26 protein-coding genes are annotated in these 24,694 nt (G+C 66.0%); 18 read left to right on the top strand and 8 right to left on the bottom strand.

Features of this window, described 5'->3' with window-relative positions; translation table 11 throughout:
* Window positions 1-37: 37 nt before the first annotated feature.
* The 3 genes from AC1DVA_RS10485 to AC1DVA_RS10495 are packed head-to-tail and all read left to right on the top strand — an operon-like array spanning window position 38 to window position 2,636.
* The gene (locus AC1DVA_RS10485) at window positions 38-622 is read left to right on the top strand and encodes a GNAT family N-acetyltransferase (RefSeq protein WP_476805868.1); all 585 of its coding nucleotides are present in this window, start codon (window positions 38-40) and stop codon (window positions 620-622) included.
* The gene (locus AC1DVA_RS10490) at window positions 619-1,671 is read left to right on the top strand and encodes a YeiH family protein (protein ID WP_476805869.1); all 1,053 of its coding nucleotides are present in this window, start codon (window positions 619-621) and stop codon (window positions 1,669-1,671) included. Before AC1DVA_RS10485 ends, AC1DVA_RS10490 begins: the two co-directional genes overlap by 4 nt.
* Before the next feature lie 32 nt (window positions 1,672-1,703).
* Complete coding sequence (locus tag AC1DVA_RS10495; protein WP_476805870.1) at window positions 1,704-2,636, top strand: hydroxyacid dehydrogenase; 933 nt, start codon at window positions 1,704-1,706, stop codon at window positions 2,634-2,636.
* Window positions 2,637-2,767: 131 nt separating this feature from the next.
* On the opposite strand, the gene ade is transcribed toward AC1DVA_RS10495, so the two are convergent.
* Complete coding sequence (gene ade, locus AC1DVA_RS10500) at window positions 2,768-4,468, bottom strand: adenine deaminase (protein ID WP_476805871.1); 1,701 nt, start codon at window positions 4,466-4,468, stop codon at window positions 2,768-2,770.
* A gap of 122 nt (window positions 4,469-4,590) precedes the next feature.
* Here ade and AC1DVA_RS10505 point away from each other — a divergent pair, with 122 nt between their 5' ends.
* The 3 genes from AC1DVA_RS10505 to gatA all read left to right on the top strand — a co-directional run bounded on the left by AC1DVA_RS10505 (window position 4,591) and on the right by gatA (window position 7,289).
* Window positions 4,591-5,289 carry a metal-dependent hydrolase gene (locus AC1DVA_RS10505; RefSeq protein WP_476805872.1) on the top strand — a complete coding sequence of 233 codons (699 nt, stop codon included), beginning with the start codon at window positions 4,591-4,593 and terminating at the stop codon, window positions 5,287-5,289.
* A 114-nt stretch (window positions 5,290-5,403) separates the two neighbouring features.
* The gene (gene gatC / locus AC1DVA_RS10510; protein ID WP_265053000.1) at window positions 5,404-5,691 is read left to right on the top strand and encodes an Asp-tRNA(Asn)/Glu-tRNA(Gln) amidotransferase subunit GatC; all 288 of its coding nucleotides are present in this window, start codon (window positions 5,404-5,406) and stop codon (window positions 5,689-5,691) included.
* An 83-nt stretch (window positions 5,692-5,774) separates the two neighbouring features.
* The gene (gatA, locus tag AC1DVA_RS10515; RefSeq protein ID WP_476805873.1) at window positions 5,775-7,289 is read left to right on the top strand and encodes an Asp-tRNA(Asn)/Glu-tRNA(Gln) amidotransferase subunit GatA; all 1,515 of its coding nucleotides are present in this window, start codon (window positions 5,775-5,777) and stop codon (window positions 7,287-7,289) included.
* A gap of 174 nt (window positions 7,290-7,463) precedes the next feature.
* Here the strand turns inward: gatA and AC1DVA_RS10520 are convergent, their stop codons facing one another.
* Complete coding sequence (locus AC1DVA_RS10520) at window positions 7,464-10,664, bottom strand: efflux RND transporter permease subunit (protein ID WP_476805874.1); 3,201 nt, start codon at window positions 10,662-10,664, stop codon at window positions 7,464-7,466.
* Between the two features lie 71 nt (window positions 10,665-10,735).
* Complete coding sequence (locus tag AC1DVA_RS10525; protein WP_265053003.1) at window positions 10,736-11,890, bottom strand: efflux RND transporter periplasmic adaptor subunit; 1,155 nt, start codon at window positions 11,888-11,890, stop codon at window positions 10,736-10,738.
* A 274-nt stretch (window positions 11,891-12,164) separates the two neighbouring features.
* On the opposite strand from AC1DVA_RS10525, the gene gatB reads away from it, so the two are divergent.
* The 4 genes from gatB (at window position 12,165) to AC1DVA_RS10545 (ending at window position 15,690) form a co-directional block, all read left to right on the top strand.
* Window positions 12,165-13,646, top strand: coding sequence for an Asp-tRNA(Asn)/Glu-tRNA(Gln) amidotransferase subunit GatB (gene gatB / locus AC1DVA_RS10530; protein ID WP_476805875.1), 1,482 nt, complete (start codon window positions 12,165-12,167; stop codon window positions 13,644-13,646).
* Between the two features lie 140 nt (window positions 13,647-13,786).
* Window positions 13,787-14,293: an N-acetyltransferase family protein gene (locus AC1DVA_RS10535; RefSeq protein ID WP_476805876.1), complete on the top strand. Its 507-nt coding sequence runs from the start codon at window positions 13,787-13,789 to the stop codon at window positions 14,291-14,293.
* 29 nt (window positions 14,294-14,322) lie between these two features.
* Window positions 14,323-14,817 (top strand): N-acetyltransferase family protein, encoded by a 495-nt coding sequence (locus AC1DVA_RS10540; protein WP_476805877.1) that lies wholly within the window; start codon window positions 14,323-14,325, stop codon window positions 14,815-14,817.
* 165 nt (window positions 14,818-14,982) lie between these two features.
* On the top strand, window positions 14,983-15,690 hold the full coding sequence (locus tag AC1DVA_RS10545) for a glutathione S-transferase N-terminal domain-containing protein (protein WP_265053007.1): 708 nt from the start codon (window positions 14,983-14,985) through the stop codon (window positions 15,688-15,690).
* A 111-nt stretch (window positions 15,691-15,801) separates the two neighbouring features.
* Here the strand turns inward: AC1DVA_RS10545 and AC1DVA_RS10550 are convergent, their stop codons facing one another.
* Window positions 15,802-16,188: a DUF2147 domain-containing protein gene (locus tag AC1DVA_RS10550; RefSeq protein ID WP_476805878.1), complete on the bottom strand. Its 387-nt coding sequence runs from the start codon at window positions 16,186-16,188 to the stop codon at window positions 15,802-15,804.
* A gap of 348 nt (window positions 16,189-16,536) precedes the next feature.
* On the opposite strand from AC1DVA_RS10550, the gene AC1DVA_RS10555 reads away from it, so the two are divergent.
* Window positions 16,537-16,806, top strand: coding sequence for a sel1 repeat family protein (locus tag AC1DVA_RS10555; protein ID WP_476805879.1), 270 nt, complete (start codon window positions 16,537-16,539; stop codon window positions 16,804-16,806).
* A 45-nt stretch (window positions 16,807-16,851) separates the two neighbouring features.
* Here AC1DVA_RS10555 and AC1DVA_RS10560 read toward each other — a convergent pair whose 3' ends face one another.
* Complete coding sequence (locus AC1DVA_RS10560) at window positions 16,852-16,986, bottom strand: hypothetical protein (protein WP_265053010.1); 135 nt, start codon at window positions 16,984-16,986, stop codon at window positions 16,852-16,854.
* Between the two features lie 158 nt (window positions 16,987-17,144).
* Between AC1DVA_RS10560 and ndk the strand changes: the two genes are divergently transcribed.
* A complete protein-coding gene (gene ndk / locus AC1DVA_RS10565) occupies window positions 17,145-17,567 on the top strand; it encodes a nucleoside-diphosphate kinase (protein ID WP_265053011.1) in 423 nt (140 codons plus the stop codon).
* 112 nt (window positions 17,568-17,679) lie between these two features.
* Here the strand turns inward: ndk and AC1DVA_RS10570 are convergent, their stop codons facing one another.
* Window positions 17,680-18,522: a MipA/OmpV family protein gene (locus AC1DVA_RS10570; RefSeq protein WP_476805880.1), complete on the bottom strand. Its 843-nt coding sequence runs from the start codon at window positions 18,520-18,522 to the stop codon at window positions 17,680-17,682.
* 282 nt (window positions 18,523-18,804) lie between these two features.
* Here AC1DVA_RS10570 and AC1DVA_RS10575 point away from each other — a divergent pair, with 282 nt between their 5' ends.
* From AC1DVA_RS10575 to AC1DVA_RS10585, 3 genes are all read left to right on the top strand, one after another.
* Window positions 18,805-18,936 carry a hypothetical protein gene (locus AC1DVA_RS10575; RefSeq protein WP_476805881.1) on the top strand — a complete coding sequence of 44 codons (132 nt, stop codon included), beginning with the start codon at window positions 18,805-18,807 and terminating at the stop codon, window positions 18,934-18,936.
* Window positions 18,937-19,103: 167 nt separating this feature from the next.
* A complete protein-coding gene (locus AC1DVA_RS10580) occupies window positions 19,104-19,451 on the top strand; it encodes a hypothetical protein (RefSeq protein ID WP_476805882.1) in 348 nt (115 codons plus the stop codon).
* A gap of 187 nt (window positions 19,452-19,638) precedes the next feature.
* Window positions 19,639-20,469 (top strand): helix-turn-helix transcriptional regulator, encoded by an 831-nt coding sequence (locus AC1DVA_RS10585; protein ID WP_476805883.1) that lies wholly within the window; start codon window positions 19,639-19,641, stop codon window positions 20,467-20,469.
* Here AC1DVA_RS10585 and purN read toward each other — a convergent pair.
* Both purN and purM read right to left on the bottom strand, forming a co-directional pair.
* Window positions 20,397-21,020: a phosphoribosylglycinamide formyltransferase gene (gene purN, locus AC1DVA_RS10590; RefSeq protein ID WP_476805884.1), complete on the bottom strand. Its 624-nt coding sequence runs from the start codon at window positions 21,018-21,020 to the stop codon at window positions 20,397-20,399. The genes AC1DVA_RS10585 and purN overlap by 73 nt on opposite strands.
* Window positions 21,017-22,090 (bottom strand): phosphoribosylformylglycinamidine cyclo-ligase, encoded by a 1,074-nt coding sequence (gene purM / locus AC1DVA_RS10595; RefSeq protein ID WP_476805885.1) that lies wholly within the window; start codon window positions 22,088-22,090, stop codon window positions 21,017-21,019. The genes purN and purM overlap by 4 nt, the downstream gene beginning before the upstream one ends.
* Before the next feature lie 142 nt (window positions 22,091-22,232).
* On the opposite strand from purM, the gene AC1DVA_RS10600 reads away from it, so the two are divergent.
* The 3 genes from AC1DVA_RS10600 to AC1DVA_RS10610 all read left to right on the top strand — a co-directional run bounded on the left by AC1DVA_RS10600 (window position 22,233) and on the right by AC1DVA_RS10610 (window position 24,671).
* Window positions 22,233-22,763, top strand: coding sequence for a CDP-alcohol phosphatidyltransferase family protein (locus tag AC1DVA_RS10600; protein ID WP_476805886.1), 531 nt, complete (start codon window positions 22,233-22,235; stop codon window positions 22,761-22,763).
* A 92-nt stretch (window positions 22,764-22,855) separates the two neighbouring features.
* The gene (locus AC1DVA_RS10605; protein ID WP_476805887.1) at window positions 22,856-23,965 is read left to right on the top strand and encodes an AI-2E family transporter; all 1,110 of its coding nucleotides are present in this window, start codon (window positions 22,856-22,858) and stop codon (window positions 23,963-23,965) included.
* 7 nt (window positions 23,966-23,972) lie between these two features.
* Window positions 23,973-24,671, top strand: coding sequence for a P-loop NTPase family protein (locus tag AC1DVA_RS10610; RefSeq protein WP_476805888.1), 699 nt, complete (start codon window positions 23,973-23,975; stop codon window positions 24,669-24,671).
* Window positions 24,672-24,694 lie beyond the last annotated feature (23 nt).

The following is a 24,694-nucleotide window of genomic DNA, read 5'->3' on the forward strand; positions in this document are numbered from 1 at the left end:
TTGGAGCGGCGTTGCCGCGTAGAAGGATCTTCTCGCCGTGCCGGCGCGCATCTCCCTGCAAGTTCCCGACAAAGCCTTGCTCGGCGCCTATGAGGCGGCGCTGCGCGGGGGCTGGTCGCCGAACACGACGCGCGATGTCGCGCCGGAACAGCTCGCCGCCATCGCCCGCGATGCCGATGCATTCCTGGCCGAGATTCGCGGCGGACCCGGTCGCATCCGTCTGCCCGATGGCCGTGAGGTCGAGCGCATACCCGGACCGACGCGCTGGATCTTCGCCGAGGATCGGGCCGAGCGCCCCTTCATCGGCTCGATCAACCTGCGTTGGCAGGAGGATGGCGACGGCCGCCCGATGATGGCCTTGCCTGAGCATGTGCTCGGCCATGTCGGCTACACCATCCTGCCGGCCTACACCGGGCACGGCTACGCCACCGCCGCGCTTGCGGCGATGCTGGGCGTTGCGCATGAGGCCGGGCTGCCGGAGATCACGATCACCTGCGATGCCGACAACCACGCCTCGCGCCGTATCATTGAGAAGAACGGCGGACGATTCGCCGAAACCTTCGTCGCTCCGCTCTACAGCCCCGATCCACGCCTTCTTTTCATCGTCAGCACCGCGCCATGACCGACATCGCTGCTTCCCGCAAGGCGGGCTCCCTTGGCCCGCTTCTGCCCGGCATCCTGCTGTCTGCAGCGGTCGCGATAGCCTCCGCCTTCCTCGAGCCGCTCCTCAAGGCTGCAGCGGGCGGCCGCATCGGCATCCCGGCCATCGTCATCGCCTTGGTGATCGGCATGCTGCTGCACCCCCTGGCCAACACCCGGCGCTTCGCGCCAGGCATGACCTTCTGCGTCAAGAAGTTGCTGCGCTGGGCAATCGCGCTGCTCGGCCTGCGCATCGCTTTGGGAGATATCGCGGCGCTCGGCCTCTCGACGGCGCTTCTGATCGTCGGCTCGATGGTGGTGACGGTCGTCGTCGGCTTCGCGCTGGCGCGCCTGCTCGGCCGCGAAGCCGGCATGGGCGCGCTCGCCGGCGTCGCCACGGCGGTCTGTGGCGCTTCCGCCGCGCTCGCCACGGCGACGGTCGTGCCGGACTATCGCAACAAGGCGGCGGACGTCGCCTTCACCGTCATCGCCATGAATGTCTTCGCCACCGTCGCGATGCTGGCCTATCCGCTGATCTGCGTCTGGCTCGGCTTCTCGCCGCAGCAGACCGGCATCATGCTCGGCGGCACCATCCACGACGTGGCGCAGGTCGTCGGCGCCGGCCAGTCCGTCTCGGACGAGGTCGCCAATGCGGCGGTGATCGTCAAGCTCTTCCGGGTCTTCCTGCTTCTGCCTTCGGTGCTGATCGTCGGCTGGTGGCTGGTGCGTGACAGCGGCGAGCTCTCGAAGGCCAAGGTGCCGGTCCCGGTCTTCGCCATCGTCTTCCTCATCTTGTGCGTGCTGAACAGCCTGCTGACTCTGATGCCCACGCTGGCGCCGCTCTACCAGCCGGTTCGCGACGCCCTGCTCGAAGCCTCGCGCTGGGGCCTGCTGATCGCCATCGCGGCGCTGGGGCTGGGCACCTCGATGGCGGCGATGGCCCGGCTCGGCTGGCGGCATCTGGCTCTGGTCACGGGAACGACAGTGACCATCCTCGTGGTCGTCACGGCCGGCCTCGCTTTGCTGGGCTGAGCCATGACAGGAAGAATGGCCGCGGGGGCATCATGACCGACATCGTCATCACCGAATTCATGGACGAGACCGCCGTCGCGAACCTCAAGTCGCGCTACACGGTTCATTACGACCCCGAGCTTTTCGCCAGCCCTGACGAGATCGCGCGATTGGTCGCCGATGTCCCGGCCCTGATCGTGCGCAATCAGACGCAGGTCCGCGGCAAGGTGCTGGACGCGGCGCGGGCGCTGAAGGTGATCGGCCGGCTCGGCGTCGGGCTAGATAATCTCGACATGAAGGTCTGCGCCGACCGCGGCATCCGCGTTTTTCCGGCGACCGGCGCCAACAGCCTATCCGTTGTGGAATATGTCATCGGCACGACGATGACGCTGCTGCGTGGCGCCTATTTCGCCAATGCGGCGATGCTGGCTGGCGAATTCCCGAAGACGAAGCTGATCGGCCGGGAGATCGCCGGCAAGCTGATGGGCCTCGTCGGCTTCGGAGCCATTGCGCGCGACGTCGCCCATCATGCCCGCGCGATCGGCATGGAGGTCGCGGCCTATCATCCGCGCCTGCCGGTCGACGACCCCGCCTGGAGCGGCGTGCGCCGGCTCGACTTCGCCGAACTGTTGGCCGAGGCCGATGTCATCAGCCTGCATGTGCCGCTGACGGCCGAAACGCGGGGCATGATCGACGCGAAGGCGCTTGCCGGGATGAAGCCCGACGCGATCCTGATCAACACCGCGCGCGGCGGCATCATGGACGAAGCGGCTTTGGTCAAGGCGCTCAAGGCCGGCAAGCTCGGCGGCGCCGCCATCGACGTCTACGAGCAGGAGCCGCTCGGCAAGGACGCCGCCAAGGTCTTCACTGGGGCGCCCAACCTGATCCTGACCCCGCACATCGCCGGCAATACGGTGGAGTCGAACGGCCGCGTCTCAGGGCTGGTTGCCGAGAAGGTCATGGCCGCGCTGGAAGGGCGGATTTAGCTACCGGGGTGGCGTCATTCTCCGGCGAAGCGAAGCGCAGACCCGAGAATCTCAGGACCAGAAAGCGCTGGAGCCTCTTCCTGCGAGAGATGCTCGGGTCAGGCCCGAGCATGACGGTAGCCTCGGTCACCTCACACGAAATCGAACCGATCGACATCGACCAATCCCTTGTCGGTGATCTTGAGATGCGGGATCACCGGCAGCGTCAGGAAGGCGACTTGCAGGAACGGCTCGGCCAGCACGACGCCGAGCGCCTTCGCCGCAGCGCGCAGATGCTCCAGATCGTGCCGCACCGTCTCGAACGGCTCTTCGCTCATCAGTCCCGCGACGGGCAGCGCCAGTTCAGCAGTGAGCTTGTCGCCATCCGCGACCGCGAAGCCGCCGCCGATCTCGATCAGCCGGTTGGCGGCCGCCGCCATCGACGCATCGTCGACCCCGACGACGCAGAGGTTGTGGCTGTCATGGCCGACCGAGGAGGCGATGGCGCCGCGCTTCATGCCGAAGCCGTGGACGAATCCGCCCGCGATGCCGCCGTTCTGGCCGTGCCGCTCGATCACGGTGACCTTGATCGCGTCCCGGCCGAGATCGGGCAGGGCTTCGCCGTCGCGCGAGGGCAGGGGCATCGACAGCCGCTCGGTGATGATCCGCCCGGGCACGACGCCGATCACCGGCGTCTCGCCATCGCGCGCTTTCACGCGGAAATCCTCCGGCGTGACAGGCCGGCACTTCACGCTGCCATGCCCGACCGGCGCCACCTCCGCCCGGCCCTCGAACAGCGCGTCGTCGACCAAGCGCCCGCCGGTGAAGACCTGCCTGACCGAGCAGGCAGCGAGATCCTCGACCAGTACGATGTCGGCGCGCTTGCCCGGCCCGATGAAGCCGCGGTCGAACAGGCCGAAATTCCGCGCCGCCGAGAGCGAGGCGATGCGGTAGGTCGCCAGCATATCCGCCCCCTCCGCGATGGCGGTGCGGATCATGTAGTCGAGATGGCCTTCCTCGCCGATATCGAGCGGGTTGCGGTCATCCGTGCAGAAGGCGAGGAAGGGTGAGGCGTCGCGCGAGATCAGCGGGATCAGCGCGTGCAAATCCTTCGAGACCGAGCCTTCGCGGATCAGGATCGCCATGCCCTTGGCAAGCTTCTCGCGTGCTTCCTCGGCCGTCGTCGTCTCGTGGTCGGTGCGGATGCCGGCGGCAAGATAGGCGTTGAGGTCCATGCCGCGCACCAGCGGCGCATGGCCGTCGATATGGCGATGCGAGAAGGCCTCGAGCTTGGCGAGGCAGCCGGGATCGCGGTGGATCACGCCGGGGAAGTTCATGAATTCGGCGAGGCCGATCACCTTGGGGTGGTCCATCATCGGCGTCAGGTCGTGGGCTTCGAGCCTTGCGCCGGCGGTCTCCAGATGGGTCGCCGGCACGCAGCTCGACAGGTTGACACGAAGGTCCATCCGCATCGCCTCGGCTGAGGCGAGGAAATAGCGGATGCCGTCGACACCGAGCACGTTCGAGATCTCGTGCGGATCGCAAATCGCGGTGGTGACACCGTGCGGCAGCACGCAGCGCTCGAATTCGAGCGGCGTCACCAGCGAGGATTCGATGTGCAGATGCGTGTCGATGAAGCCGGGCACCGCGATGAGGCCCTTGGCATCGATGACGCGCTTGCCTTCGTAGCCCCCATAGGTCCCGACGATGTTGTCGCCGCAGATGGCAATGTCGCTCTCTACCAGATCGCCGGTGACGAGATCGAGCAGCTTTGCCCCCTTGATGACGAGATCGGCCGGCTCGTCGCCATGGCCCTGGGCGATCCGGCGGGCGAGTGTGGCGGCGTCGGTCATGGGGCGATTCCGTTGGTTTGGCATTGCGCCAGCCTGCAACTCCCGAACGGCATTGTCGACTTGGTCGGGCGCGCGGATCGGCCTAGATAGAGGCCGGCATTTCGAAAGCCCGGAGCCTTCGCATGAAACTCACCTGGTACGGCCATTCCGCCTTCCGCGTCGACATCGACGGCGCCGCCATTCTGATCGATCCCTTCTTCACCGGGAACCCGGCTTTCGAGGGCGATGTCGCGGCAATCTCGAAGGGCGTGAGCCACATCGTGGTCACCCACGGCCATGGCGACCATGTCGGCGATACGCTCGACATCGCGGAGAAGACCGGCGCGACGGTGATCACCAACTACGATCTCGCCATGCATCTGGCGGCGCAGGGGCTGAAGAGCTTCCAGCCCATGAACACCGGCGGCACCGTCGATCTCGGCCCCTTCAGCGTCACGCTCGTCCGGGCCGATCATTCGGCCGGCATGGGCGAGGGCGGCGTCAATGTCCCGGTCGGCAACGCGAACGGCGCGATCATCAAGGCCAGGGGCGAGAAGACGCTCTGGCACATGGGCGACACCGACATCTTCTCCGACATGGCGCTGCTCGCCGAGATCCACGGCGTCGAGGCCTGCATCTGCCCGATCGGAGACCGCTTCACCATGGGTGGCAAGGTCGCTGCACTCGCCATGACGCGCTTCGTCAAGCCGAAGGTCGCGATCCCCAGCCATTACGGCACCTTCCCGATCATCGACCAGAACGCCGATGCCTTCCTTGCGGGTGTGAAGGGCAGCGGTATCGAGGTCGTCGTGCCCAGGAAGGGCGAGGCTTTCTCGGTTTGAGCCGGAGAAACCGGGCCGATCGAGCAATGCTGATTTACGTCTGCATGCTCGCCGCGCTATAGCCCGGCGAAGCTTTCCCGGCGTCCTGCGCCGCCACCTTTTCAGGAGTCCGCCATGTCGGTCGATCTCGCCACCGTCAAACGCGTCGCGCATCTCGCGCGCATCGCCGTGCCGGAGGCCGATCTGCCCAAGCTGCAAGGCGAGCTCAACGCCATTCTCGGCTTCGTCGAGCAGCTCAACGAAGTGAATGTTGAGGGCGTCGAGCCGATGACCTCGGTGACGCCGATGGCGATGAAGCAGCGCGAGGACGTTGTGAACGACGGCGAGATCGCCGCAAAGATCGTCGCCAACGCGCCGGTCTCCGAGGACAACTACTTCATGGTGCCGAAGGTGATCGAGTGAAGGGTGAAGCCGCCCGTTCGATCACCCCGGACGCGCCGCGCGCGATCCGGGGTCTCCTGACCAGATAACGCCGGAATTCTCCCGTGACCGATCTTACCCGCCTGACGCTGACCGAGGCCCGCGACGGCCTGAAGGCCAAGACCTTCACCGCCACAGAGCTGACGAAAGCCCATATCGCCGCCGTCGAGAAGGCCCGCGCCCTCAATGCCTATGTGCTCGAAACGCCCGATCACGCTCTGAAGCAGGCCGCCGCTTCCGACGAGAAGCTCGCCAAGGGGCAGGGCGGGCCGCTCGAGGGCCTGCCGCTGGGCATCAAGGACCTGTTCGCGACCGAGGGCGTGCGCACCACGGCCTGCTCGAACATCCTCGGCAATTTCGTGCCGGCCTATGAATCGACCGTCTCCAGCCAGCTCTGGCGCGACGGCGCGGTCATGCTCGGCAAGCTCAATAACGACGAATTCGCCATGGGCTCGTCCAACGAGACATCGGCCTTCGGCAACGTCGTCAACCCCTGGCGCCGCAAAGGCTCGAATGTCTCGGCAGGCTCAGGCGGCGCCATCGAGGGCAATCATCTCGTACCAGGCGGCTCGTCTGGCGGTTCGGCCTCGGCCGTCGCTGCCGATCTCTGCCTGGCCGCGACTGCTACAGATACTGGCGGCTCGATCCGCCAGCCGGCCGCCTTCACCGGCACGGTCGGCATCAAGCCGACCTATGGCCGCTGCTCGCGCTGGGGCATCGTCGCCTTCGCCTCCTCGCTCGACCAGGCCGGCCCGATCGGCAAGACCGTGCGCGACTGCGCCGTGATGCTGCGCTCCATGGCCGGCCATGATCCGAAGGACACGACCTCGGTCAATGCCCCAGTGCCGGATTACGAGCAGGCCGTCGGCCGCTCGGTGAAGGGCATGAAGATCGGCATTCCCAGGGAGTACCGGCTGGAAGGCCTGCACCCCGAGATCGACGCGCTCTGGCAGAAGGGCATCGACTGGCTGAAGGCTGCCGGCGCCGAGATCGTCGAGATCTCGCTGCCGCACACGAAGTACGCCCTGCCGGCCTATTACATCGTCGCGCCGGCCGAAGCTTCCTCCAACCTCGCCCGCTATGACGGCGTCCGCTATGGCCTGCGCGAGCAGGGCAAGGACATCGTCGAGATGTACGAGAAGACCCGCGCCGCCGGCTTCGGCGCCGAGGTCAAGCGCCGCATCATGATCGGCACCTACGTCCTCTCGGCCGGCTATTACGACGCCTATTACCTGCGCGCCCAGAAGGTCCGCACTCTGATCAAGCGCGATTTCGACGAGGCCTATGCGGCCGGCATCGACGCCGTGCTGACGCCTGCGACCCCGTCGGCCGCCTTCGGCATCGGCGAGAAGGGTTCGGCGGATCCGGTCGAGATGTATCTCAACGACGTCTTCACGGTGACGGTGAACATGGCGGGCCTGCCCGGCATCGCCGTTCCCGCCGGCCTCGACGCCCAGGGCCTGCCGCTCGGCCTGCAGCTCATCGGCCGCCCCTTCGACGAGGAGACGCTGTTCTCGCTCGGGCAGGTCATCGAGGAAGCGGCGGGCCGCTTTCCGGTCTCCGAGCGTTGGTGGGGCTGACGGAGTAGCTCCTCCCTTGTCATTCCGGGGCGGACCGCAGGTCCGAGCCCGGAACCCATAACCGCGAGAATCAAAAAAAGGGGCTGCGACGGTGCAGCCCCTTTTCCATTTCTGCGGTGTTCATGGATTCCGGGCTCTTCGCTGTCGCGAAGCCCCGGAAAGACGGCCGAGCGTTCAGTGCGCGCTGCTCGGCTGCTGCGGCACCTGCGCTTCGACCTTGCGCTTGCTCCCGCGCAGATCCGCAAGCCAGCGCACCATCACGTAGAACACCGGCGTGAAGATCAGGCCGAAGATCGTCACGCCCAGCATGCCGGAGAACACCGCGATGCCCATCGCCTGGCGCATCTCGGCACCGGCGCCGACCGAGATGGTCAGCGGCAGCACGCCGAGGATGAAGGCCATCGAGGTCATCAGGATCGGCCGCAGACGGGTGCGGGCGGCTGCGATCGCCGCGTCGCGACGGTGCATGCCTTCCTCCTCCGCCTGCTTGGCGAACTCGACGATCAGGATCGCGTTCTTGGCGGCGAGGCCGACGAGCACGACGAGGCCGATATCGACGAGGATGTTCCGGTCGAGCCCGGCGTAGTTCACCCCGAACATCGCGGCCAGGATACACATCGGCACGATCAGGATGACCGAGAGCGGCAGCAGCCAGCTTTCATAGAGCGCCGCCAGCAGCAGGAAGACGAACACCACCGCTAGCCCGAAGGCGACGATCGCGGTGTTGCCGGCGAGCTTCTCCTGCAGCGCGATCTCGGTCCACTCGAAGCCGAAGCCGGCCGGCAGCCGCTCCGCCGCGATCTTCTCTACCGCCGCGATGCCCTGTCCGGTCGAGAAGCCGTGCGCCATTGAGAGCTGCACCTCGGCCGCCGGATAGAGGTTGTAGCGCGGCACGCGATAGGCGCCGGTCGTGTCCTGGAACGAGGCGACCGAGCCGATCGGCACCATCTCGCCATCCGCGTTGCGGGTCTTGAGACCGGCGACGTCGCGGGTGGTCAGGCGGAACGGATTGTCGGCCTGCGCCGTGACGCGATAGGTGCGACCCAGCAGGTTGAAGTCGTTGATGTAGGCCGAGCCCATATAGACCGACAGCGTCTCGAAGATGCGCGTGATCGGCACGCCGAGCATCTCCGCCTTGGTGCGGTCGATATCGGCATAGATCTGCGGCGTCTTGGTCGAGAACAGCGTGAAGGGCTGCTGGATGCCCTGCACCTGCCCGGCCGAGCCGGCGACGATCCAGGCCGCGCCTTCCAGCGCCGGGAGGCCGCGGCCGCTGCRATCCTGCACATAGCCCTTGAGGCCGCCGCCTGTGCCGATGCCGGGAATGGCCGGCGGCTCGATCACCAGAGCGAAGGCTTCGGGAATCGAGAACATCTGCTGGCGCAGGTCGTTCAGGATGCCGGCGGAGGTCAGTCCCGCCTTCTCGCGATCCTTGAACGGAGCGAGCGTGACGAAGGCGACGCCGGCATTCGGCGCGATCGTGAAGGTCGCGCCGTCGAGGCCGGCGAAGGCCACGGTGTGGGCGACGCCCGGCCGCGACTGCAGCAGTTCGTTGGCCCTGCGCAGCACCGCGTCGGTGCGCTGGAGCGAGGCGCCCGGCGGCAGCTGCATCGCGACGATGAAGTAGCCGCGGTCGAGCTGCGGCACGAGGCCGGTGGGGGTCCTGCGGATGTCCCAGACGGTCGCGGCGATCAGGCCTGAATAGACGATCAGCAGGATCACCGCGATGCGGATGAGCCGGGAGGTGATGCGTCCATAGGTCCGCGAGAGCCAGTCGAAGCCCGCATTGAAGTAGTGGAAGAACCAGCGGATCGGCGCGCCCAGCTTGTAGAAGAATCCGTGCTGCTCGTTCTCGTCATGCTTCTTGTGCGGCTTCAGCAGCACCGCCGACATGGCCGGCGACAGCGTCAGCGAGACGAAGCAGGAGATCGCCGTCGAGGCTGCGATCGTGACCGCGAACTGCTGGTAGAAGGTGCCCTGCAGGCCGCTGATGAAGGCAGTCGGGATGAACACCGCGCAGAGCACGAGCGCGATCGCCAGCAGCGCGCCGCCGACCTCGTCCATCGTCTTGTGCGCCGCTTCCTTCGGCGACATGCCCTCGGCCAGATAGCGCTCGACGTTCTCCACGACCACGATCGCGTCGTCGACGACGATGCCGATCGCCAGGACGAGCGCGAGCAGCGAGATCGTGTTGAAGGAGATTCCGACCGCGCTCATCACGAGGAACGTGCCGACCAGCGAGACCGGGATCGCGACGATCGGGATGATCGCGGCGCGCCAGGTCTGCAGGAACAGGATCACCACGACGACGACGAGCGCCACCGCCTCGAGCAGGGTGTGAACCACGGCGTCGACGGATTCCCCGATGAACTCGGTCGGGTTGTAGATGATGCGGTGCTCGAGGCCGGCCGGGAACTGCTTGGCCATCGTGTTCATCGTCGAGATCAGCGAGTCTGAGGTCGCGAGCGCGTTCGAACCTGGCCGCTGGAAGACGGCGATGGCGACGGTGTTCTTGTTATCGAGATAGGCGTTGGAGGTGTAATCCTGCGAGCCGAGTTCGACGCGGGCGATGTCGCGCACGCGGATCGTGCCGCCATCGGCGTCGGCACGCACGACGATGTTCTCGAACTCGGAGACATCCGTCAGGCGGCCGAGCGTGTTGACCGAGAGCTGGAAGGCCTCGTCCGACTTCGCCGGCGGCTGGTTCAGCGCGCCTGCGGCCACCTGCACGTTCGCGGCCCGGAGCGCGGCGACAACGTCGCCAGCCGTCAAGTTGCGCGAGGAGACCTTGGCCGGATCGAGCCAGATGCGCATCGAGAAGTCGCGCGCGCCGAAGACCTGCACGTCGCCGACGCCGTCGACGCGGGTCAGCACGTCCTTCACATAGAGCGAGGCGTAGTTGGAGATGTATTGCGCGTCGCGCGACCCGTCCGGCGAGATCATGTTGATGACCATCAGGAAGTCGGGCGAGGCCTTGCGCGTCTGCAGGCCGAGCTGGCGCACCTCCTGCGGCAGGCGCGGCTCGGCCTGCGAGACGCGGTTCTGCACCAGCACCTGCGCCTGGTCGATGTCGACGCCGGCCTTGAACACGACGTTGATCGTCACCCGCCCGTCGCCGGTGGACTGCGAGGTGATGTAGAGCATGTCGTCGACGCCGTTGACCTCCTGCTCGATCGGCGTCGCCACCGTGGCGGCGACGACCTCGGCCGAGGCGCCTGGATAGGTCGCGGTGATCGAGACGGTCGGTGGCGCGATCTCGGGATATTCGGAGATCGGCAGCGAGCGCTGGGCAATGGCGCCGGCGATCGTCAGCAGCACCGAGAGCACGGTGGCGAAGATCGGCCGGTCGATGAAGAAATGGGCGAAGCGGAACATGGAAATGTCCTGTCCGGAAAAGGCGGGTGGGCGCCCGCAGGCGCCCATGTTTCAGTCTTGGATGCGGTCGATCAGTTCGTCGTCGCGACCTTGATCTCGCCGGGCTGCGGCGTGACGGCGACACCGGGGCGGACCATGGGATTGGCGTTGCCGCCGATGATCACCTTGTCCTCGACCGTCAGGCCGGAGCGGATCACCCTCAAGCCCTCGCTGATCGGCCCGAGCACGACCGGCTTCGGCACGACCTTGTTCTCAGGGCCGACCGTCAGGACGACCTTGCTCGCCTGGTCCGAGGCGATGACCGTATCGGGCACCAGCAGCGCGTCGGATTCGCCGGCGAAGAAGCGCAGGCGGCCGAACACGCCGGGCGTCAGGAACTGGTCCTTGTTGTCGAACACGGCGCGGCCGCGGATCGTCGCCGAACGGGCGTTCAGGGCGTTGTCGAGGAAGTTGACCTTGCCGCGGCGACCCCATTTGGTCTCGTCGGAAAGCCGCACCTCGACCGGTGTCCCGGTGTCCTTGCTGGTCGTGTCGCGCAGATTGGCCATGCGGTTGTACCGCAGGAAGTCGGCTTCCGAGACGTCGAAGGTGAAGTAGATCGGAGCCACCGCGACGATGGTCGTCAGCAGCGTCGCCCCCGACTGCCCGCCGGCGATCAGGTTGCCCGGATCGACGCGGCGGTTCGAGATGCGGCCGGAGAGCGGCGCGCGCACCTCGGTCCATTCGAGATTGAGCTCGGCGTTCTTGAGATTGGCCTCGGCGCCCTGCAGCGATCCGATCGCGCTGTTGAGGTTGGCGCGGCGCTGGTCGACGTCGCGAGCGGTGATCGTGCGGTTCTGGGTCAGGCCCTCGGCGCGGTCGACCTCGTTCTGGGAGAGCTCGACCTGGGCCTTCGAGCGGGCGACTTCGGCGCGGGCAACGTCGACAGCCAATTTGTAAGGCCGCTGATCGATGGTAAAGAGCAGGTCGCCCTTCTGGACGATCGAGCCGTCCGGGAAGTGCACGCTGTCGATGAAGCCGGAGACGCGGGCGCGCACCTCGACCTGCTCGCTCGCTTCGAAGCGGCCGGTATACTCGTCCCAGTTGGTGATGCGCTTGGCGAGCGGGCTGGCGACCTGAACCGGCGGGGCAGGCGGCGCTCCCTGGGCAGCGGCGTCGAGTGCGGTGAAGCCGGTCGACGTGGCAATAGCGGTGAACACCAGGCCGATGAAACGGCTGCGTGGCATGACGGAACTCCGTGTGGCGGACCGGCGCAACATAGCGGGTTTTCCGGTCTGTGCCGCAAAAAGGGATGGGGAGTGACGAATGTCAAGAACCATCACCCATCATCGAGCGCAATATTGCGTCATATAAGTCATATTCCCGCCATCTGGTTGCAGGAGCGCAACGGCGCTGCACCATGACGGGGCGGTTTGATGCGCCGGATCGAGGCAACGACGCTTGCCGCACGCCCGCTGACATCGTAACGCGTAGGCGACCATTCGAGCCGGAAGATTTCAGATGAATGCGCATGCCCGCCCCGCCGACCCGAAGAAGCTGATCAAGGGCGCGACCGGCGATTGGGAGATCGTCGTCGGCATGGAGATCCATGCCCAGGTCACCTCCAATGCCAAGCTGTTCTCCGGCGCCTCGACCGGCTTCGGCGCCGAGCCCAACGAGCATGTCAGCCTCGTCGATGCGGCCATGCCCGGCATGCTGCCCGTCATCAACGCCGAATGTATCCGCCAGGCCGTGCGCACGGGGCTCGGCCTGAGCGCGCAGATCAACAACCGTTCGGTCTTCGATCGCAAGAACTACTTCTATCCGGATCTGCCGCAGGGCTACCAGATCAGCCAGTACAAGAGCCCGATCGTGGGCGAAGGCGAGATCGTCGTCGATCTCTCGCCGACCGAGCAGATCACGGTGGGCATCGAGCGGCTGCATCTCGAGCAGGATGCCGGCAAGTCGATCCACGACCAGCACCCGACCATGAGCTTCGTCGATCTCAACCGCTCCGGCGTGGCGTTGATGGAAATCGTCTCGAAGCCGGACCTGCGCTCGGCGGACGAAGCCAAGGCCTATGTCTCGAAGCTGCGCACCATCCTGCGCTATCTCGGCACCTGCGACGGCGACATGGAGAAGGGCAATTTGCGCGCCGACGTGAACGTCTCGGTGCGCAAACCCGGCGACGCCCTCGGCACGCGCTGCGAGATCAAGAACGTCAACTCGATCCGCTTCATCGGCCAGGCGGTCGAGACCGAGGCGCGCCGCCAGATCGGCATCATCGAGGACGGCGGCACCATCGACCAGGAAACGCGCCTCTACGATCCCGGCAAGGGCGAGACGCGCTCGATGCGCTCGAAGGAAGAGGCGCATGACTACCGCTACTTCCCCGATCCGGACCTGCTGCCGCTCGAATTCGACGACGCCTTCGTCGAGTCGCTCAGGGGCGCGCTGCCGGAACTGCCGGACGCGAAGAAGGCGCGCTTCATCGCCGAATACGGGTTGTCGCCCTACGACGCCTCGGTTCTGGTCGCCGAGCGCGATCAGGCCGACTACTTCGAAGCGGTCGCCAAGGGCCGGGACGGCAAGGCCGCCGCCAATTGGGTGATCAACGAGCTGTTCGGCCGCCTCAACAAGGAAGGCCAGGACGTCACCACTTCTCCGGTCTCGGCTGCCCAGCTCGGCGGGCTCGTCGACCTGATCGGCGAGGGGGTCATCTCCGGCAAGATCGCCAAGGACCTGTTCGAGATCGTCTGGACCGAAGGCGGCGACCCGCGCGAGATCGTCGAGACCCGCGGCATGAAGCAGGTCACCGACACCGGCGCGATCGAGAAGGCCGTCGACGAGATCATCGCGGCGAACCCTGACAAGGTCGAGCAGGTCAAGGCCAAGCCGACCATGCTGGGCTGGTTCGTCGGCCAGGCGATGAAGGCCTCGGGCGGCAAGGCCAACCCGCAGGCGCTCAACGAGATCCTGAAGAAGAAGCTCGGCATCGAGTGATCAAACATGCTGTCATCCCGGATGCAGCGAAGCGGAGATCCGGGATCCATGCCTGAACCTTCAACGGGAGCGTGCCGGCATGGATCCCGGGTCAGGCCCGGGATGACGGCGGTGTTTCTTGTGCAAGCTGGACGATTGGGATGACGCCCGCAGGTCTCGTCATCCGCGACGCTGAAGCTGCCGATATTCTGGCGGTGAGGGCGCTTTTGGTCGAGACCTGGCACGCCACCTATGATGGCGTCTATGGCTGGCAGCGCGTCGCCGAGATCACCAATGCCTGGCATTCGCCGGAAAACCTGCGCAGCCAGCTCGGCCGCGACGAGGGGGTCTTCCTCGTCGCTCTGATCGGCGAGGATATCGTTGCGACCGCCTCGGCCCGGCCGGAGCGCGATGGCGCGGCGCTGCTGACGCGGCTCTACGTGCTGCCGGCCTGGCAGGGCGTCGGCATCGGCCGCACGCTTCTGCAGATCGCGCTCGCCTGTTTCCCGAAGGCGCCCGTTGCCCGCCTCGAGGTCGAGAGCCAGAACGAGCTGGCGATCGCCTTCTACGAGCGCATGGGCTTTTTCCTGCAGCGACAGGCCCGCTTCGACGGACGCGACGACACACCGAACACGCTGCTGATGGCCAAGCGCCTCTTCGCAGAGTGAAGGCCGCTCGGCCTCGGAGACAAAGCGCAATGAAACAGAATGCCGTCGACGCATCCGACATCCTCATTCGCGAAGCCGCGGCAGACGATGTGCCGCGGATCGCCACACTGATCCTGCACGGGGCGCCGACGCAGACGCGCACTCCTGAGGCGATTGCCGCCGAAGCGCTGCATCCAGCCTATCGCGATGCGTTCAAGGCGATGAARGCCAATCCCTATTGCAGCCTGATCRTCGCCGAGCGCGGCGGAGTCGTTGTCGGCACCTATCAGATCTCGCTGCTGCCGGGGCTCGCCGAGCGCGGGCGTGTTCGCGCCAAGATCGAGAGCGTGCATGTTGCGCCCGACTGCCGAGGCCTGGGCATCGGTGCCGTGATGATGCGCCATGCTCTCGCCTACGCTGCGGCGAGAGGGGTAGGTCTCGTCGAGCTCACGTCGAACAAGGCGAGGCCCGACGCCCATCGCTTCTACCGCAATCTCGGCTTCGATCAGAGCCATGAGGGCTTCAAGAAGGTCGTCTCGACCTGAGCCTTGATCTTGCATCGGCTTTTCCGAAAACCGCATTCCACTTTTCGGGCCGATGCTCCAGCGGCATGGCGAGGTCGCGCTGAGGGCGGGCTCGTGCCTCTTCCGGCGCTTCGGCGGGCTCCTTACGTTTCGCGCCGAGGCCTCACGCCAGGAAGGAAGAGACTGATGTCCGAAGCTGCCGCCAAGCCGATCGACCTCTATTACTGGCCAACGCCGAACGGCTGGAAAATCTCCATCATGCTCGAGGAGTGCGGGCTGCCCTACACCATCGTGCCGGTGAACATCGGCAAGGGCGACCAGTTCAAGCCGGAATTCCTCGCGATATCCCCGAACAACCGCATGCCGGCGATCGTCGATCCCGACGGGCCGGACGGCAAGCCGATCTCGGTCTTCGAATCCGGCGCCATCCTGCAGTATCTCGGCCGCAAGACGGGCAAGTTCTACCCGAAGGACGAGCGTGGCCGTGTCGCCGTCGACGAATGGCTGTTCTGGCAGATGGGCGGCTTCGGCCCGATGCTCGGCCAGACCCATCACTTCCGCATCTACGCGCCGGAGAAGGTGGCGTATGCCATCGACCGCTACACCAACGAGGCCAACCGCCTCTACGGCGTGCTGAACAAGCGCCTCGAAGGCCGCGATTATATCTGCGGCGAGTATTCCATCGCCGACATGGCCTGCATCGGCTGGGCACGCGGCTGGGAGCGGCAGGGCCAGGACATCAGGCAGTTCCCGAATGTCGCGCGCTGGCTGGAGACGATGCAGGCGCGCCCGGCGGTCCAGCGCGGGCTGAAGGCGGCGGAGGAGTTGCGCAACCCCGCCGGCATCAGCACGCCCGAGGAAAAGGCGGTCCTCTTCGGCCAGAAGGCCCGCTGAACGTAAATCGTCATGCCCGGGCTTGACCCGGGCATCTCTCGAAAAGAGATCCTCGGGTCTGCGCTTCGCTTCGCCCGAGGATGACGTTTCCCCGCCTAGGACGTGAGAACCTCAGTTCGACCGCGTCCACTTGACCGAGCGGCAGATCAGCCCGCCCATCACGCAGCCAGCGGTGGTCAGCGTGCTGCCGGAGAGCTTCATCGTTCCCGAATAGGTCTTGCCGTCTTCCGGGTTGAAGGCGCTGCCGGCCCATTTGCCATCGCCGTCGGGCTTCATGTCGTAGAATATGCGCTGGCCGACCTTGGCCGGCCCGTTCTGCTCCTTGAGCCAGGAGATCGTGCCGCAAAGCGCCTCGCCGCATTTGGTGAAGCGCACTCGCGAGGCGCCCGTGTCGCGCTCCCAGACGCCTGCCACTTCCTGCGCCGCCGCTGTCGCGATGCTCGCCAGCATGCCGAGCGCCGCCAGCGCCGCGAGCCTAGATCCGATCCCGTTCTTCATCCGATCCTCCTTGTCCGACCCGCTATGCCTGCATGGTTCAGATATGAACTATATCGGGGTTTAGGCGCAGCTCAAGCTGCCGCAAGGGAAGAGGTTGCGGCCCGTCCGTTGCGCAAGGTGAATCCAATCTCAACGGTGCGTGCGAAGGCGCTTCGGCATCCGGTTGAAATCGCTTGTATTTTCGGAATTCCGAAGTGAATCCTTGGTTACTTTAACCGGACGATTACGCCTCGTTGAGACTCGATTCACCGCAAAATTTAGCGCGCATTTTAAAGGTCGGGCTCACTCTCGCATCCATCGACCGGGGCCTTGGACGGGTGGCCGGGACAACGAAAAGAGGGTGGTGTCATGGCACGTATGGAGATGAGCGCTGTTCCGGCTTCGCTGGTGATCCCGGCTGAGGTGTCGGCCGAGGCCTATTGCGAACTCGGGCTGATGCATGCTTCGGGGCGGGCAGGGGCCGTCGACCTCGTCGCGGCGCAGAAATGGTTCAACGTCGCCTTTGCCCGCGGTTGCGCCCGGGCAGCGGCCCATCGTCAGGAGCTCGCGCTTGAGATGAGCCGGGACGAGATCGCCGAGGCACTGCGCGAAGCACGCGCTTTCCTCACGCGGCACTAAGAGGGCCACGTTCGGATATCCCGACGCCGCGCTTGTACGCGCGGTTCAGAAGGCTCCGATACCGCCCGAGGGCGGGGGCATGTTGCCCCTGCGGTCCTTGGTGATGCCGTCGGCCGTCACCAGAAGCAATTCGCAGAGCGACGCCAGACAGGCCAGGAATACAATCGCGACGATACCCATGGATCGCCTCCCTTGTTCTCCAGGCGCGATCCTAGCACGAAAATGATCCGCGGGCTTGCGGATTGCGGAAGAGCCGGACCGCTCCCCTGCCTTGTGAGGGACGAAAGCGGCGGCTATAAGCGCGCCGCAATTCCCTTTTCGTACCCTAGGATTTTTCGATGGCTGTTCAGCGTACCTTCTCCATTCTCAAGCCCGATGCGACGAAGCGCAATCTCACTGGCGCGGTCAACGCGGTCATCGAGAAGGCCGGCCTGCGCATCGTCGCTCAGAAGCGCATCCAGATGACCAAGGCTCAGGCCGAGACCTTCTATGCCGTCCACTCGGCGCGTCCCTTCTTCGGCGAGCTCGTCGACTTCATGACCTCCGGCCCCGTGGTCGTGCAGGTGCTGGAAGGCGAGAACGCGATCGCCGCGTATCGCGACGTGATGGGCGCCACCAACCCGGCCAACGCCGCCGAGGGCACCATCCGCAAGCTCTTCGCCGAGTCGGTCGGCGAGAACACCGTGCACGGCTCGGACGCGCCGGAGACCGCGGCCATCGAGATCGCCCAGTTCTTCGCGGGCAACGAGATCGTCGGCTGATCGCAGCCGCTTCCTGACAAGCAGAAAAGGCGGACCGGTTTCCCGGTCCGCCTTTTTTTCTTTTCGGGCTTCTGTCCGCGGCCGGGCAAGCCCGGCCACGATGCCATCGTCCTCAGAGCCCCAGAGAATAGCTCGACCCGGTATCGAAGGAGTAGCTCGCCGAGAGGCCGATGGTGAGCGAGTCGCGCGAGCCGAACGGCCTGACGATGGCGGAGCGGGTCGCGTCGCCGACGAGGTGCTTGTACTCGACATAGGCCGTGGTCTTGAGCTGATCCGACCAGTGATAGGTGATCTGCGCCAGGGCGCCCACCGTATGGACGCCGGCGTTGAAGCGCTGCAGCAGGCCGCCGGTACCGGGCTGGGCTCCATAGGTTCCGAAGTAGGTCCGGACATAGTCCGCCGAGGCGATCCGCATGCGCGGGCCGACACCGAGAGTCCACGGGCCCATATTGGTGAAGGCATCGAGCTTGAGGTCGGCGACGACGCCATCATGCGCGACGATGCCGCGGCGCAGGTCGACCCGGCCTCGCAGCCAGGACGTCGGATAGAATTCTGCGAAGGCGCCGGCCTCGGCGCCGAACTTGGTCGCGGGCACGGCGACGAGCAACGGATTGACCTTGGCGCTGCGCTTCCAGAGCAGGTCGCCGGAGAAGCCGATGCGCCAGCCCTGGCCGGAGAAGACGCCGATGCTCAGCATCGCGTCGTCCTCGGCGCTCCACCATGTGCTCTTCAGGCCCTTGCCCAGCGAGATGATGGGGCGCGCGCGGAACACGTAATCGTCCGAGCCGGTGTAGTCGGGCTGATAGCGCACGCCTGCACCAAGCGTCACATACCAGTTCTGCGCCGATTGGGGCGAGGTCAGGGTGGAGTAGTCCCTCGACTGCGCCTGGGCTTGGCCGGGCAGCGAGAGGAAGAAGCAGGTCGCCAGACCCGCCAGATACGCAACGCAACGCATAGTCCAGAACTCCGACGCGACAGCGCCCGATGGATTTGAATGGAGGCAATCTGAGGGAAGGGGATTAATGCGCGGTTAAGGTGAGTTTTTCGTTATCTCAGGAATATCAATGTGTTGTGACGTCGGGGCTTTTTCTTGGCGTTAGCCGGGCTTGATCGCAGCCGCCGTGGCCGTGCCGGAGGCTGGCGCCGGCGGGCACCGGGAACCGCTCGTTAATCGATGGTGGCCAGAATGTGTCCCAGGGATCTGAAGGTCCGATCGACAGGGTCGCAGGAGGCGGCGATGATCATGGAAGTGGCGGTTGTCTGGCTGCTTTGCGCCGCCGTGTTTCTCGAGCTGGCGGACCGGGCTCCGGTGATCGACGAAGCGGGGCTCGGGATCGACTCTGGCGCCCGGCATATGGGCGGCGACTAGCCGGAGAGCGTCGCAGCGGAAGCACTGTCCCTGAAAACAGCGATGAGCGAACACGCATCCTCTTGACGTTGAGCTAGCTCTATGGCCATGCCGGGAAACGGGCGCAGCATGTGGTCTTCGATGTGCCCCATTCTCGAAGAGCAGGCGGAATCATGATGATGCGGCGGATGGGTGCGGTCTTGCTGGCCGGTGGACTATCGATCCTGGCGAGCGTCTCGGCCTACGCCGCGAGCAGCTCGACGACGCTGCCGGCTCCCGATCCGACGGCGAAGAACCTGACCCCCTACATGATCCAGCTGCGCGCCTTCGACGCCTGCCTGGTCACGCAGTCTCAGCTCCTCGGCACGACGCGCGAGGCCGTGCACACGCCCTGCAGCTGCTACGCCAAGGGCACTGTCAACGCCATGACCAAGGACGAGATTCAGGCGTTCCGTGACACCGGCTACTTCAACGATACGGCCCGCGAAAAGGGCCTCCGCTTCATCGACCAGTGCAAGCTCAAGCGCCCGTTCTGAGCTGATCGACGCGCCCAAGCACTGGCGCGTTCCCATTCTTCCCACGCCGCCTTGCTGCTGACAGACTCCTGACAGAAGCTGTCAGCGCGGCTGAGCCATCTTGCCGCAGGTCAAAGCCGTCATCCGTTCGATCGCTCCGGTCGAACGGAACGGGCATTGGACCGGAGACGAGTGGGGAGACGACGCCGTGCAGCGCGCCGAACGATTGCTCGACATGATCCAGAGCCTGCGGCGACGCAGGCGCCCCGTCACCGCCGAGACGCTGGCCTCCGAGCTCGACGTCTCCGTGCGCACGGTCTACCGCGACATCGGCGCGCTGGTGCGTCAGGGCGTGCCTGTGCGCGGCGAGGCCGGCATCGGCTATGTGCTCGATGCCGGCTTTGACCTGCCGCCGCTGATGCTCTCGCCCGACGAGATCGAGGCGGTGCTGGTCGGCATGCGCTGGCTGAGCGAACGCGCCGACCCGGTTTTGGCGCGTGCGGCGGAGGATGTGGTCAGCAAGGTCGCGGCCGTGTTGCCGCCGCATCTACGGCCGATCCTCCTCGACGGCGCGTTGTTCGCCGCCTCCTATCCCGGCGATGTGCCGTCCGACCAGGTCGATGTCGCCGCCGTGCGTGCCGCAATCCGCAATGGCCGCAAGCTTTCGATCGAGTACAGCGACGAGAGCGGCCATGCGACTGAGCGCATGATCTGGCCGATCGGCATGACCTTCTATGAGCGCGTGCGCATCGTCATCGCCTGGTGCGAGCTCAGGCAGGCCTTCCGCCATTTCCGCACCGACCGCATGACCGGGCTCACCGCGCTGGAAGAGCGTTATCCCGCCCGCCGTGCCGATCTTTTCCGCCGCTGGCAGAAGGAAGAGGAGAAGACCCGCGAGGAATGGGAGCGCTGCAAGCGCGAGGGCGGCGGCGAGCTTCCGCCCGGTGCGAAGCGGCCTGAAGACGATCAGGCACGGATGACGGCATCCCCCGCGAGCCTCGCCCGGCCGGAGGCGACCTCGGCCAGCGCCGCAGGATAGAGCTTGTGTTCCTCGACGAGGACGCGCTGTGCCAGCTTGTCTTCGTCGTCGCCGGGCAGAACCGGCACCTTCGCCTGCAGGATCACAGGCCCGGCATCGAGGTCGGGCACGACGAAATGCGCCGAACAGCCATGCTCGACGACGCCGGCTTCAAGCGCCTGCCTGTGAGTATGCGTGCCCTTGAACAGCGGCAGCAGGGAGGGGTGGATGTTGATCACCCGCCCTTCCCAGCGCTTCACGAACCAGGGGGTCAGGATGCGCATGAAGCCGGCGAGCACGATGAGCTCGATCTGGTTGACGCGCAGCAGCTCGTCCATCGCGCGCTCGAACGCCTCGCGGTCTTTGCCGAACGTTTTGTGGTCGACCGTCGCAGTGGCGATGCCGAAGCCGCGCGCCCGTTCCAGCCCGATGACATCCGGGATGTTGGAGATGACGAGCGCGATCTCGGCCGGATAGTCAGGCGCCTGCGCCGCCTCCGCCAGCGAGACCATGTTGGAGCCGCGCCCGGAGATCAGCACTCCGACGCGCATGCGGGCAGGCTTTGGGCTCACAGGGAGAGCTTGCCGCGATAGCTGACCTGCTCCTCGCCGCCCGAGACCGGGACGATCTCGCCGAGCTTGACCGGAGCTTCGCCGGCCGCCTTCAGCGCGGCGAAAACCTCGTCGGCCTTGGCCGCATCGGCTGCCACGATCATGCCGATGCCGCAGTTGAAGGTGCGCAGCATCTCGCGCTCGACGACGCCGCCGATCCGTGCGAGCCAGCCGAAGACGGGCGGTACGGGGATCGCGGGCAGGTCGAGCGCGACGCCGAGCCCCTCGGGCAGCACGCGCGGGATGTTATCAGGGAAGCCGCCGCCGGTGATATGCGCCAGCGCCTTGATGCCCTCGGTTGCCTTCAGCGCCTGAAGCAAGGGCTTCACATAAATGCGGGTCGGCTCCAGCAGGGCTTCGGCCAGGGTCTTTTCCGGCGCGAAGGGGGCGGGCGCCTCCCAGGCGAGGCCGCTGAGCTGGACGATGCGGCGCACCAGCGAATAGCCGTTGGAGTGCACGCCGGAGGAGGGCAGGCCGAACACCACATCGCCGGGCTTCAGGTCCTCGCGCGGCAGCAAGGTGCCGCGCTCGGCGGCGCCGACCGCGAAGCCGGCAAGGTCATAGTCCTGCTCGGCGTACATGCCGGGCATCTCGGCGGTCTCGCCGCCGATCAGCGCGCAGCCGGCTTGGCGGCAGCCATCGGCGATGCCGCGCACGATCTCGACGCCGACCTTGGGGTCGAGCTTGCCGGTGGCGTAATAGTCGAGGAAGAGCAGAGGCTCGGCACCCTGCACGATCAGGTCGTTGACGCACATCGCGACGAGGTCGATGCCGATCGTCGAATGCAGCCCGCTTTCGATCGCGATCTTCACCTTGGTGCCGACGCCGTCATTGGCGGCGACGAGGATCGGATCGCTGAAGCCGGCGGCCTTGAGGTCGAACAGCCCGCCGAAGCCGCCGATCTCGGCGTCCGCGCCCGGCCGGCGCGTGGCGCGCACCAGCGGCTTGATCTCGTCGACCATGGCATTGCCGGCGTCGATATCGACACCCGCCTGCGCATAGGTCAGTCCGTTCGCACCGGGCTTGCTCATTGAATTCCGCCTTCCATGTGGTCGCGCGAGCGATAGGCAAGCACGCCGCGCCTTGCAAGGCGTATCGGCGTTTTCGCTCTTGCCGATCCACTGCCGGCGCCCTTAGCGTCGTTCTCTGTCGAGTTTCGCTCGGGCGTTGTGAATGACGATCCCCAACCTGATCACGGTCGGCCGCCTCTTCCTGGTGCCGCTGGTGATCGTCATGATCGTCAATGCGCGCTGGCAGGCCGCCTTCATCATCTTCGTGGTGGCCGGCATATCCGATGCCGTCGACGGCTTCCTCGCGAAGCGTTGCGGCATGGCGAGCGAGCTTGGCGCCTATCTCGACCCGATCGCCGACAAGGCGCTGATCGTCTCGATCTACATCACCCTGGCCATGGTCGGCGCCATTCCGACCTGGCTGGTCATCTTCGTCGTGGCGCGCGACCTGATGATCGTGGCGGCGGTGATCCTGTCCTGGCTGATGGACCGGCCGGTGACGATCGCCCCCTTGCTCGTCAGCAAGCTCAACACGGCCGCGCAGATCGCCTTCGCGGCGTTGGCGCTCGGCTCGCGCGCCTTCGGGGTCGATCCCGGCCACGTCTCCACAATTGGCGAGATTCTCGTCGCTCTGTTGACGCTCGCCTCGATGACGGCCTATCTCGCCTTCTGGCTGCGCCATATGGCGGGCTGACCGGTCTTCACCCGCCGCCGCGGCTTGGAACCATGGGCTTCCATGCACATCTATCCCCTTCCGCCGGCCGGAGACGCGAAAGAGGCTGATCGATGACGTTGCAACGCCAGATCGGCTTTTGGCTCGGGTCCCTCCTGGTTTTCATCCTCCTGCTGGTGGTGCTGCGGGATATTCTGCTGCCCTTCATCGCCGCATTGGCGCTCGCCTATCTGCTCGATCCGCTGGCCGACAGGCTGGAGCGGATGGGCATGAACCGGCTTACGGCGACCATCGTCATCCTGGTCGTCTTTCTGATCATCTTCGTACTGGCGCTCGTGCTGCTGGCGCCGCTGCTGGGACGGCAGCTGGCCGGGCTCGTCGAGAGATTGCCCGCCGATGCCGCCAAGCTCCAGGCGCTCGCGATGGAGAAGGGCGCCCCCTGGCTCGAGCGTTTCGGTGGCGGAAACCTGCAGCAGGAAGCGCAGAACTCGCTTGGCAACCTCGTCGGCGAGGCGACGAAATGGGTCGGCGGCCTGCTTCAGTCGCTCTGGAGCGGCGGCACCGCCATCGTCGGCGTGTTCTCGCTCCTGGTGCTGACGCCGGTCATCGCCTTCTATCTGCTGGTCGACTGGGACCGGATGGTCGCGACCGTCGACAGCTGGCTGCCGCGCGACCACCGCGACACCATTCGCGGGCTATTGCACGAGATGGATCTGGCCATCGCCGGCTTCCTGCGCGGCCAGGCCCTGGTCTGCGTGCTGCTCGGCAGCTTCTATGCGATCGGACTCAGCGTGATCGGCGTCAATTTCGGCGCCCTGATCGGCATCATCTCGGGCTTCCTCTCCTTCATTCCCTATGTCGGCTCGCTCACGGGCCTCGTGCTGTCGGTCGGCGTCGCCATCGTGCAGTTCTGGCCGGACTGGACCTGGCCGCTGGTGACGCTCGGCGTCTTCTTTGCCGGGCAGTTCCTCGAAGGAAACATCTTCCAGCCGAAATTCGTCGGCGATTCGATCGGTGTGCATCCGGTCTGGCTGATGTTCGCGCTACTTGCCTTCGGCACGCTGTTCGGGTTCGTCGGATTGCTACTCGCGGTGCCGCTTGCGGCGGTCATCGGCGTGCTCTGCCGCTTCGCGCTCAGGGAATATCTGGCCAGCAAGCTCTACCATGGCAGCGAAACGACGCGCACGGCCCGGACGAGGGCGCGCGCCGACGCCGATCTCTGATCCGATCATGTCCGACATACCGTCGCGCCCGCGCCAGCTCGCCTTCGACCTGCCCGTCGACAGCCGCCATGGCGTCGAGGATTTTCTGGTCGGCCCGTCGAATGAGGCGGCCTACGGGCTCGTCGAAAGCTGGCCGCAATGGCCGGATGCCTGGCTGCGCCTGACCGGGCCCGAAGGCGCCGGCAAGACCCATCTCGCCGCCATCTGGGCCCGCGCCGCCCATGCCTGGACGCTTTCCGCCGTCGAATTGAGCGAGGCTAAGGTGCCGCATCTGGTCTCGGGCGGCGCGCTGGTGATCGAGGATTGCGATGCCGGCCCGATCGACGAGGCCGCGCTGTTCCATCTGATGAACGCGGTCAAGGCGCGCGGCGGCTCGCTGCTCCTGACGGCGCGCCGCCAGCCCGATCTTTGGGGCCTGCGCGTGCCCGACCTGCTGTCACGGCTGCGGCTGGCGCCGAGCGCTACCATCGAACCGCCCGATGACGGGCTTCTGCGAGCTGTCCTGGTCAAGCTTTTCATCGACCGGCAGCTCGTCGTCGACACCGCCGTGATTGAAGCCCTCGCCTTGAGGATGGAGCGCTCCTTCGCCGCCGCCCGGCAGGTCGTCGACCGTCTCGATCGCGTCGCGCTGGAGCGCGGCCGGCGGGTGACGCGCCTGCTCGTGCAGGAGGTGCTGGCGGAACTCTTCCCGGAAGAGCCGGGTTGAGCGATCGCGGGCAAGACCGACAT

It is taken from the genome of Allobosea sp. P4_C6 (genome assembly GCF_056402015.1).

Coding starts and splice junctions, on each gene's coding strand:
- AC1DVA_RS10560 (WP_265053010.1), bottom strand. CDS start 16,986: ATGGGTATCGTCGCGATTGTATTCCTGGCCTGTCTGGCGTCGCTCTGC.
- purM (WP_476805885.1), bottom strand. CDS start 22,090: ATGAGCAAGCCCGGTGCGAACGGACTGACCTATGCGCAGGCGGGTGTC.
- AC1DVA_RS10580 (WP_476805882.1), top strand. CDS start 19,104: ATGGGTGCGGTCTTGCTGGCCGGTGGACTATCGATCCTGGCGAGCGTC.
- AC1DVA_RS10525 (WP_265053003.1), bottom strand. CDS start 11,890: ATGCCACGCAGCCGTTTCATCGGCCTGGTGTTCACCGCTATTGCCACG.
- AC1DVA_RS10545 (WP_265053007.1), top strand. CDS start 14,983: ATGTCCGAAGCTGCCGCCAAGCCGATCGACCTCTATTACTGGCCAACG.
- AC1DVA_RS10505 (WP_476805872.1), top strand. CDS start 4,591: ATGAAACTCACCTGGTACGGCCATTCCGCCTTCCGCGTCGACATCGAC.
- ndk (WP_265053011.1), top strand. CDS start 17,145: ATGGCTGTTCAGCGTACCTTCTCCATTCTCAAGCCCGATGCGACGAAG.
- AC1DVA_RS10600 (WP_476805886.1), top strand. CDS start 22,233: ATGACGATCCCCAACCTGATCACGGTCGGCCGCCTCTTCCTGGTGCCG.
- gatC (WP_265053000.1), top strand. CDS start 5,404: ATGTCGGTCGATCTCGCCACCGTCAAACGCGTCGCGCATCTCGCGCGC.
- ade (WP_476805871.1), bottom strand. CDS start 4,468: ATGACCGACGCCGCCACACTCGCCCGCCGGATCGCCCAGGGCCATGGC.
- AC1DVA_RS10550 (WP_476805878.1), bottom strand. CDS start 16,188: ATGAAGAACGGGATCGGATCTAGGCTCGCGGCGCTGGCGGCGCTCGGC.
- AC1DVA_RS10605 (WP_476805887.1), top strand. CDS start 22,856: ATGACGTTGCAACGCCAGATCGGCTTTTGGCTCGGGTCCCTCCTGGTT.
- AC1DVA_RS10490 (WP_476805869.1), top strand. CDS start 619: ATGACCGACATCGCTGCTTCCCGCAAGGCGGGCTCCCTTGGCCCGCTT.
- AC1DVA_RS10535 (WP_476805876.1), top strand. CDS start 13,787: ATGACGCCCGCAGGTCTCGTCATCCGCGACGCTGAAGCTGCCGATATT.
- AC1DVA_RS10495 (WP_476805870.1), top strand. CDS start 1,704: ATGACCGACATCGTCATCACCGAATTCATGGACGAGACCGCCGTCGCG.
- AC1DVA_RS10575 (WP_476805881.1), top strand. CDS start 18,805: ATGATCATGGAAGTGGCGGTTGTCTGGCTGCTTTGCGCCGCCGTGTTT.
- gatB (WP_476805875.1), top strand. CDS start 12,165: ATGAATGCGCATGCCCGCCCCGCCGACCCGAAGAAGCTGATCAAGGGC.
- AC1DVA_RS10570 (WP_476805880.1), bottom strand. CDS start 18,522: ATGCGTTGCGTTGCGTATCTGGCGGGTCTGGCGACCTGCTTCTTCCTC.
- AC1DVA_RS10610 (WP_476805888.1), top strand. CDS start 23,973: ATGTCCGACATACCGTCGCGCCCGCGCCAGCTCGCCTTCGACCTGCCC.
- AC1DVA_RS10555 (WP_476805879.1), top strand. CDS start 16,537: ATGGCACGTATGGAGATGAGCGCTGTTCCGGCTTCGCTGGTGATCCCG.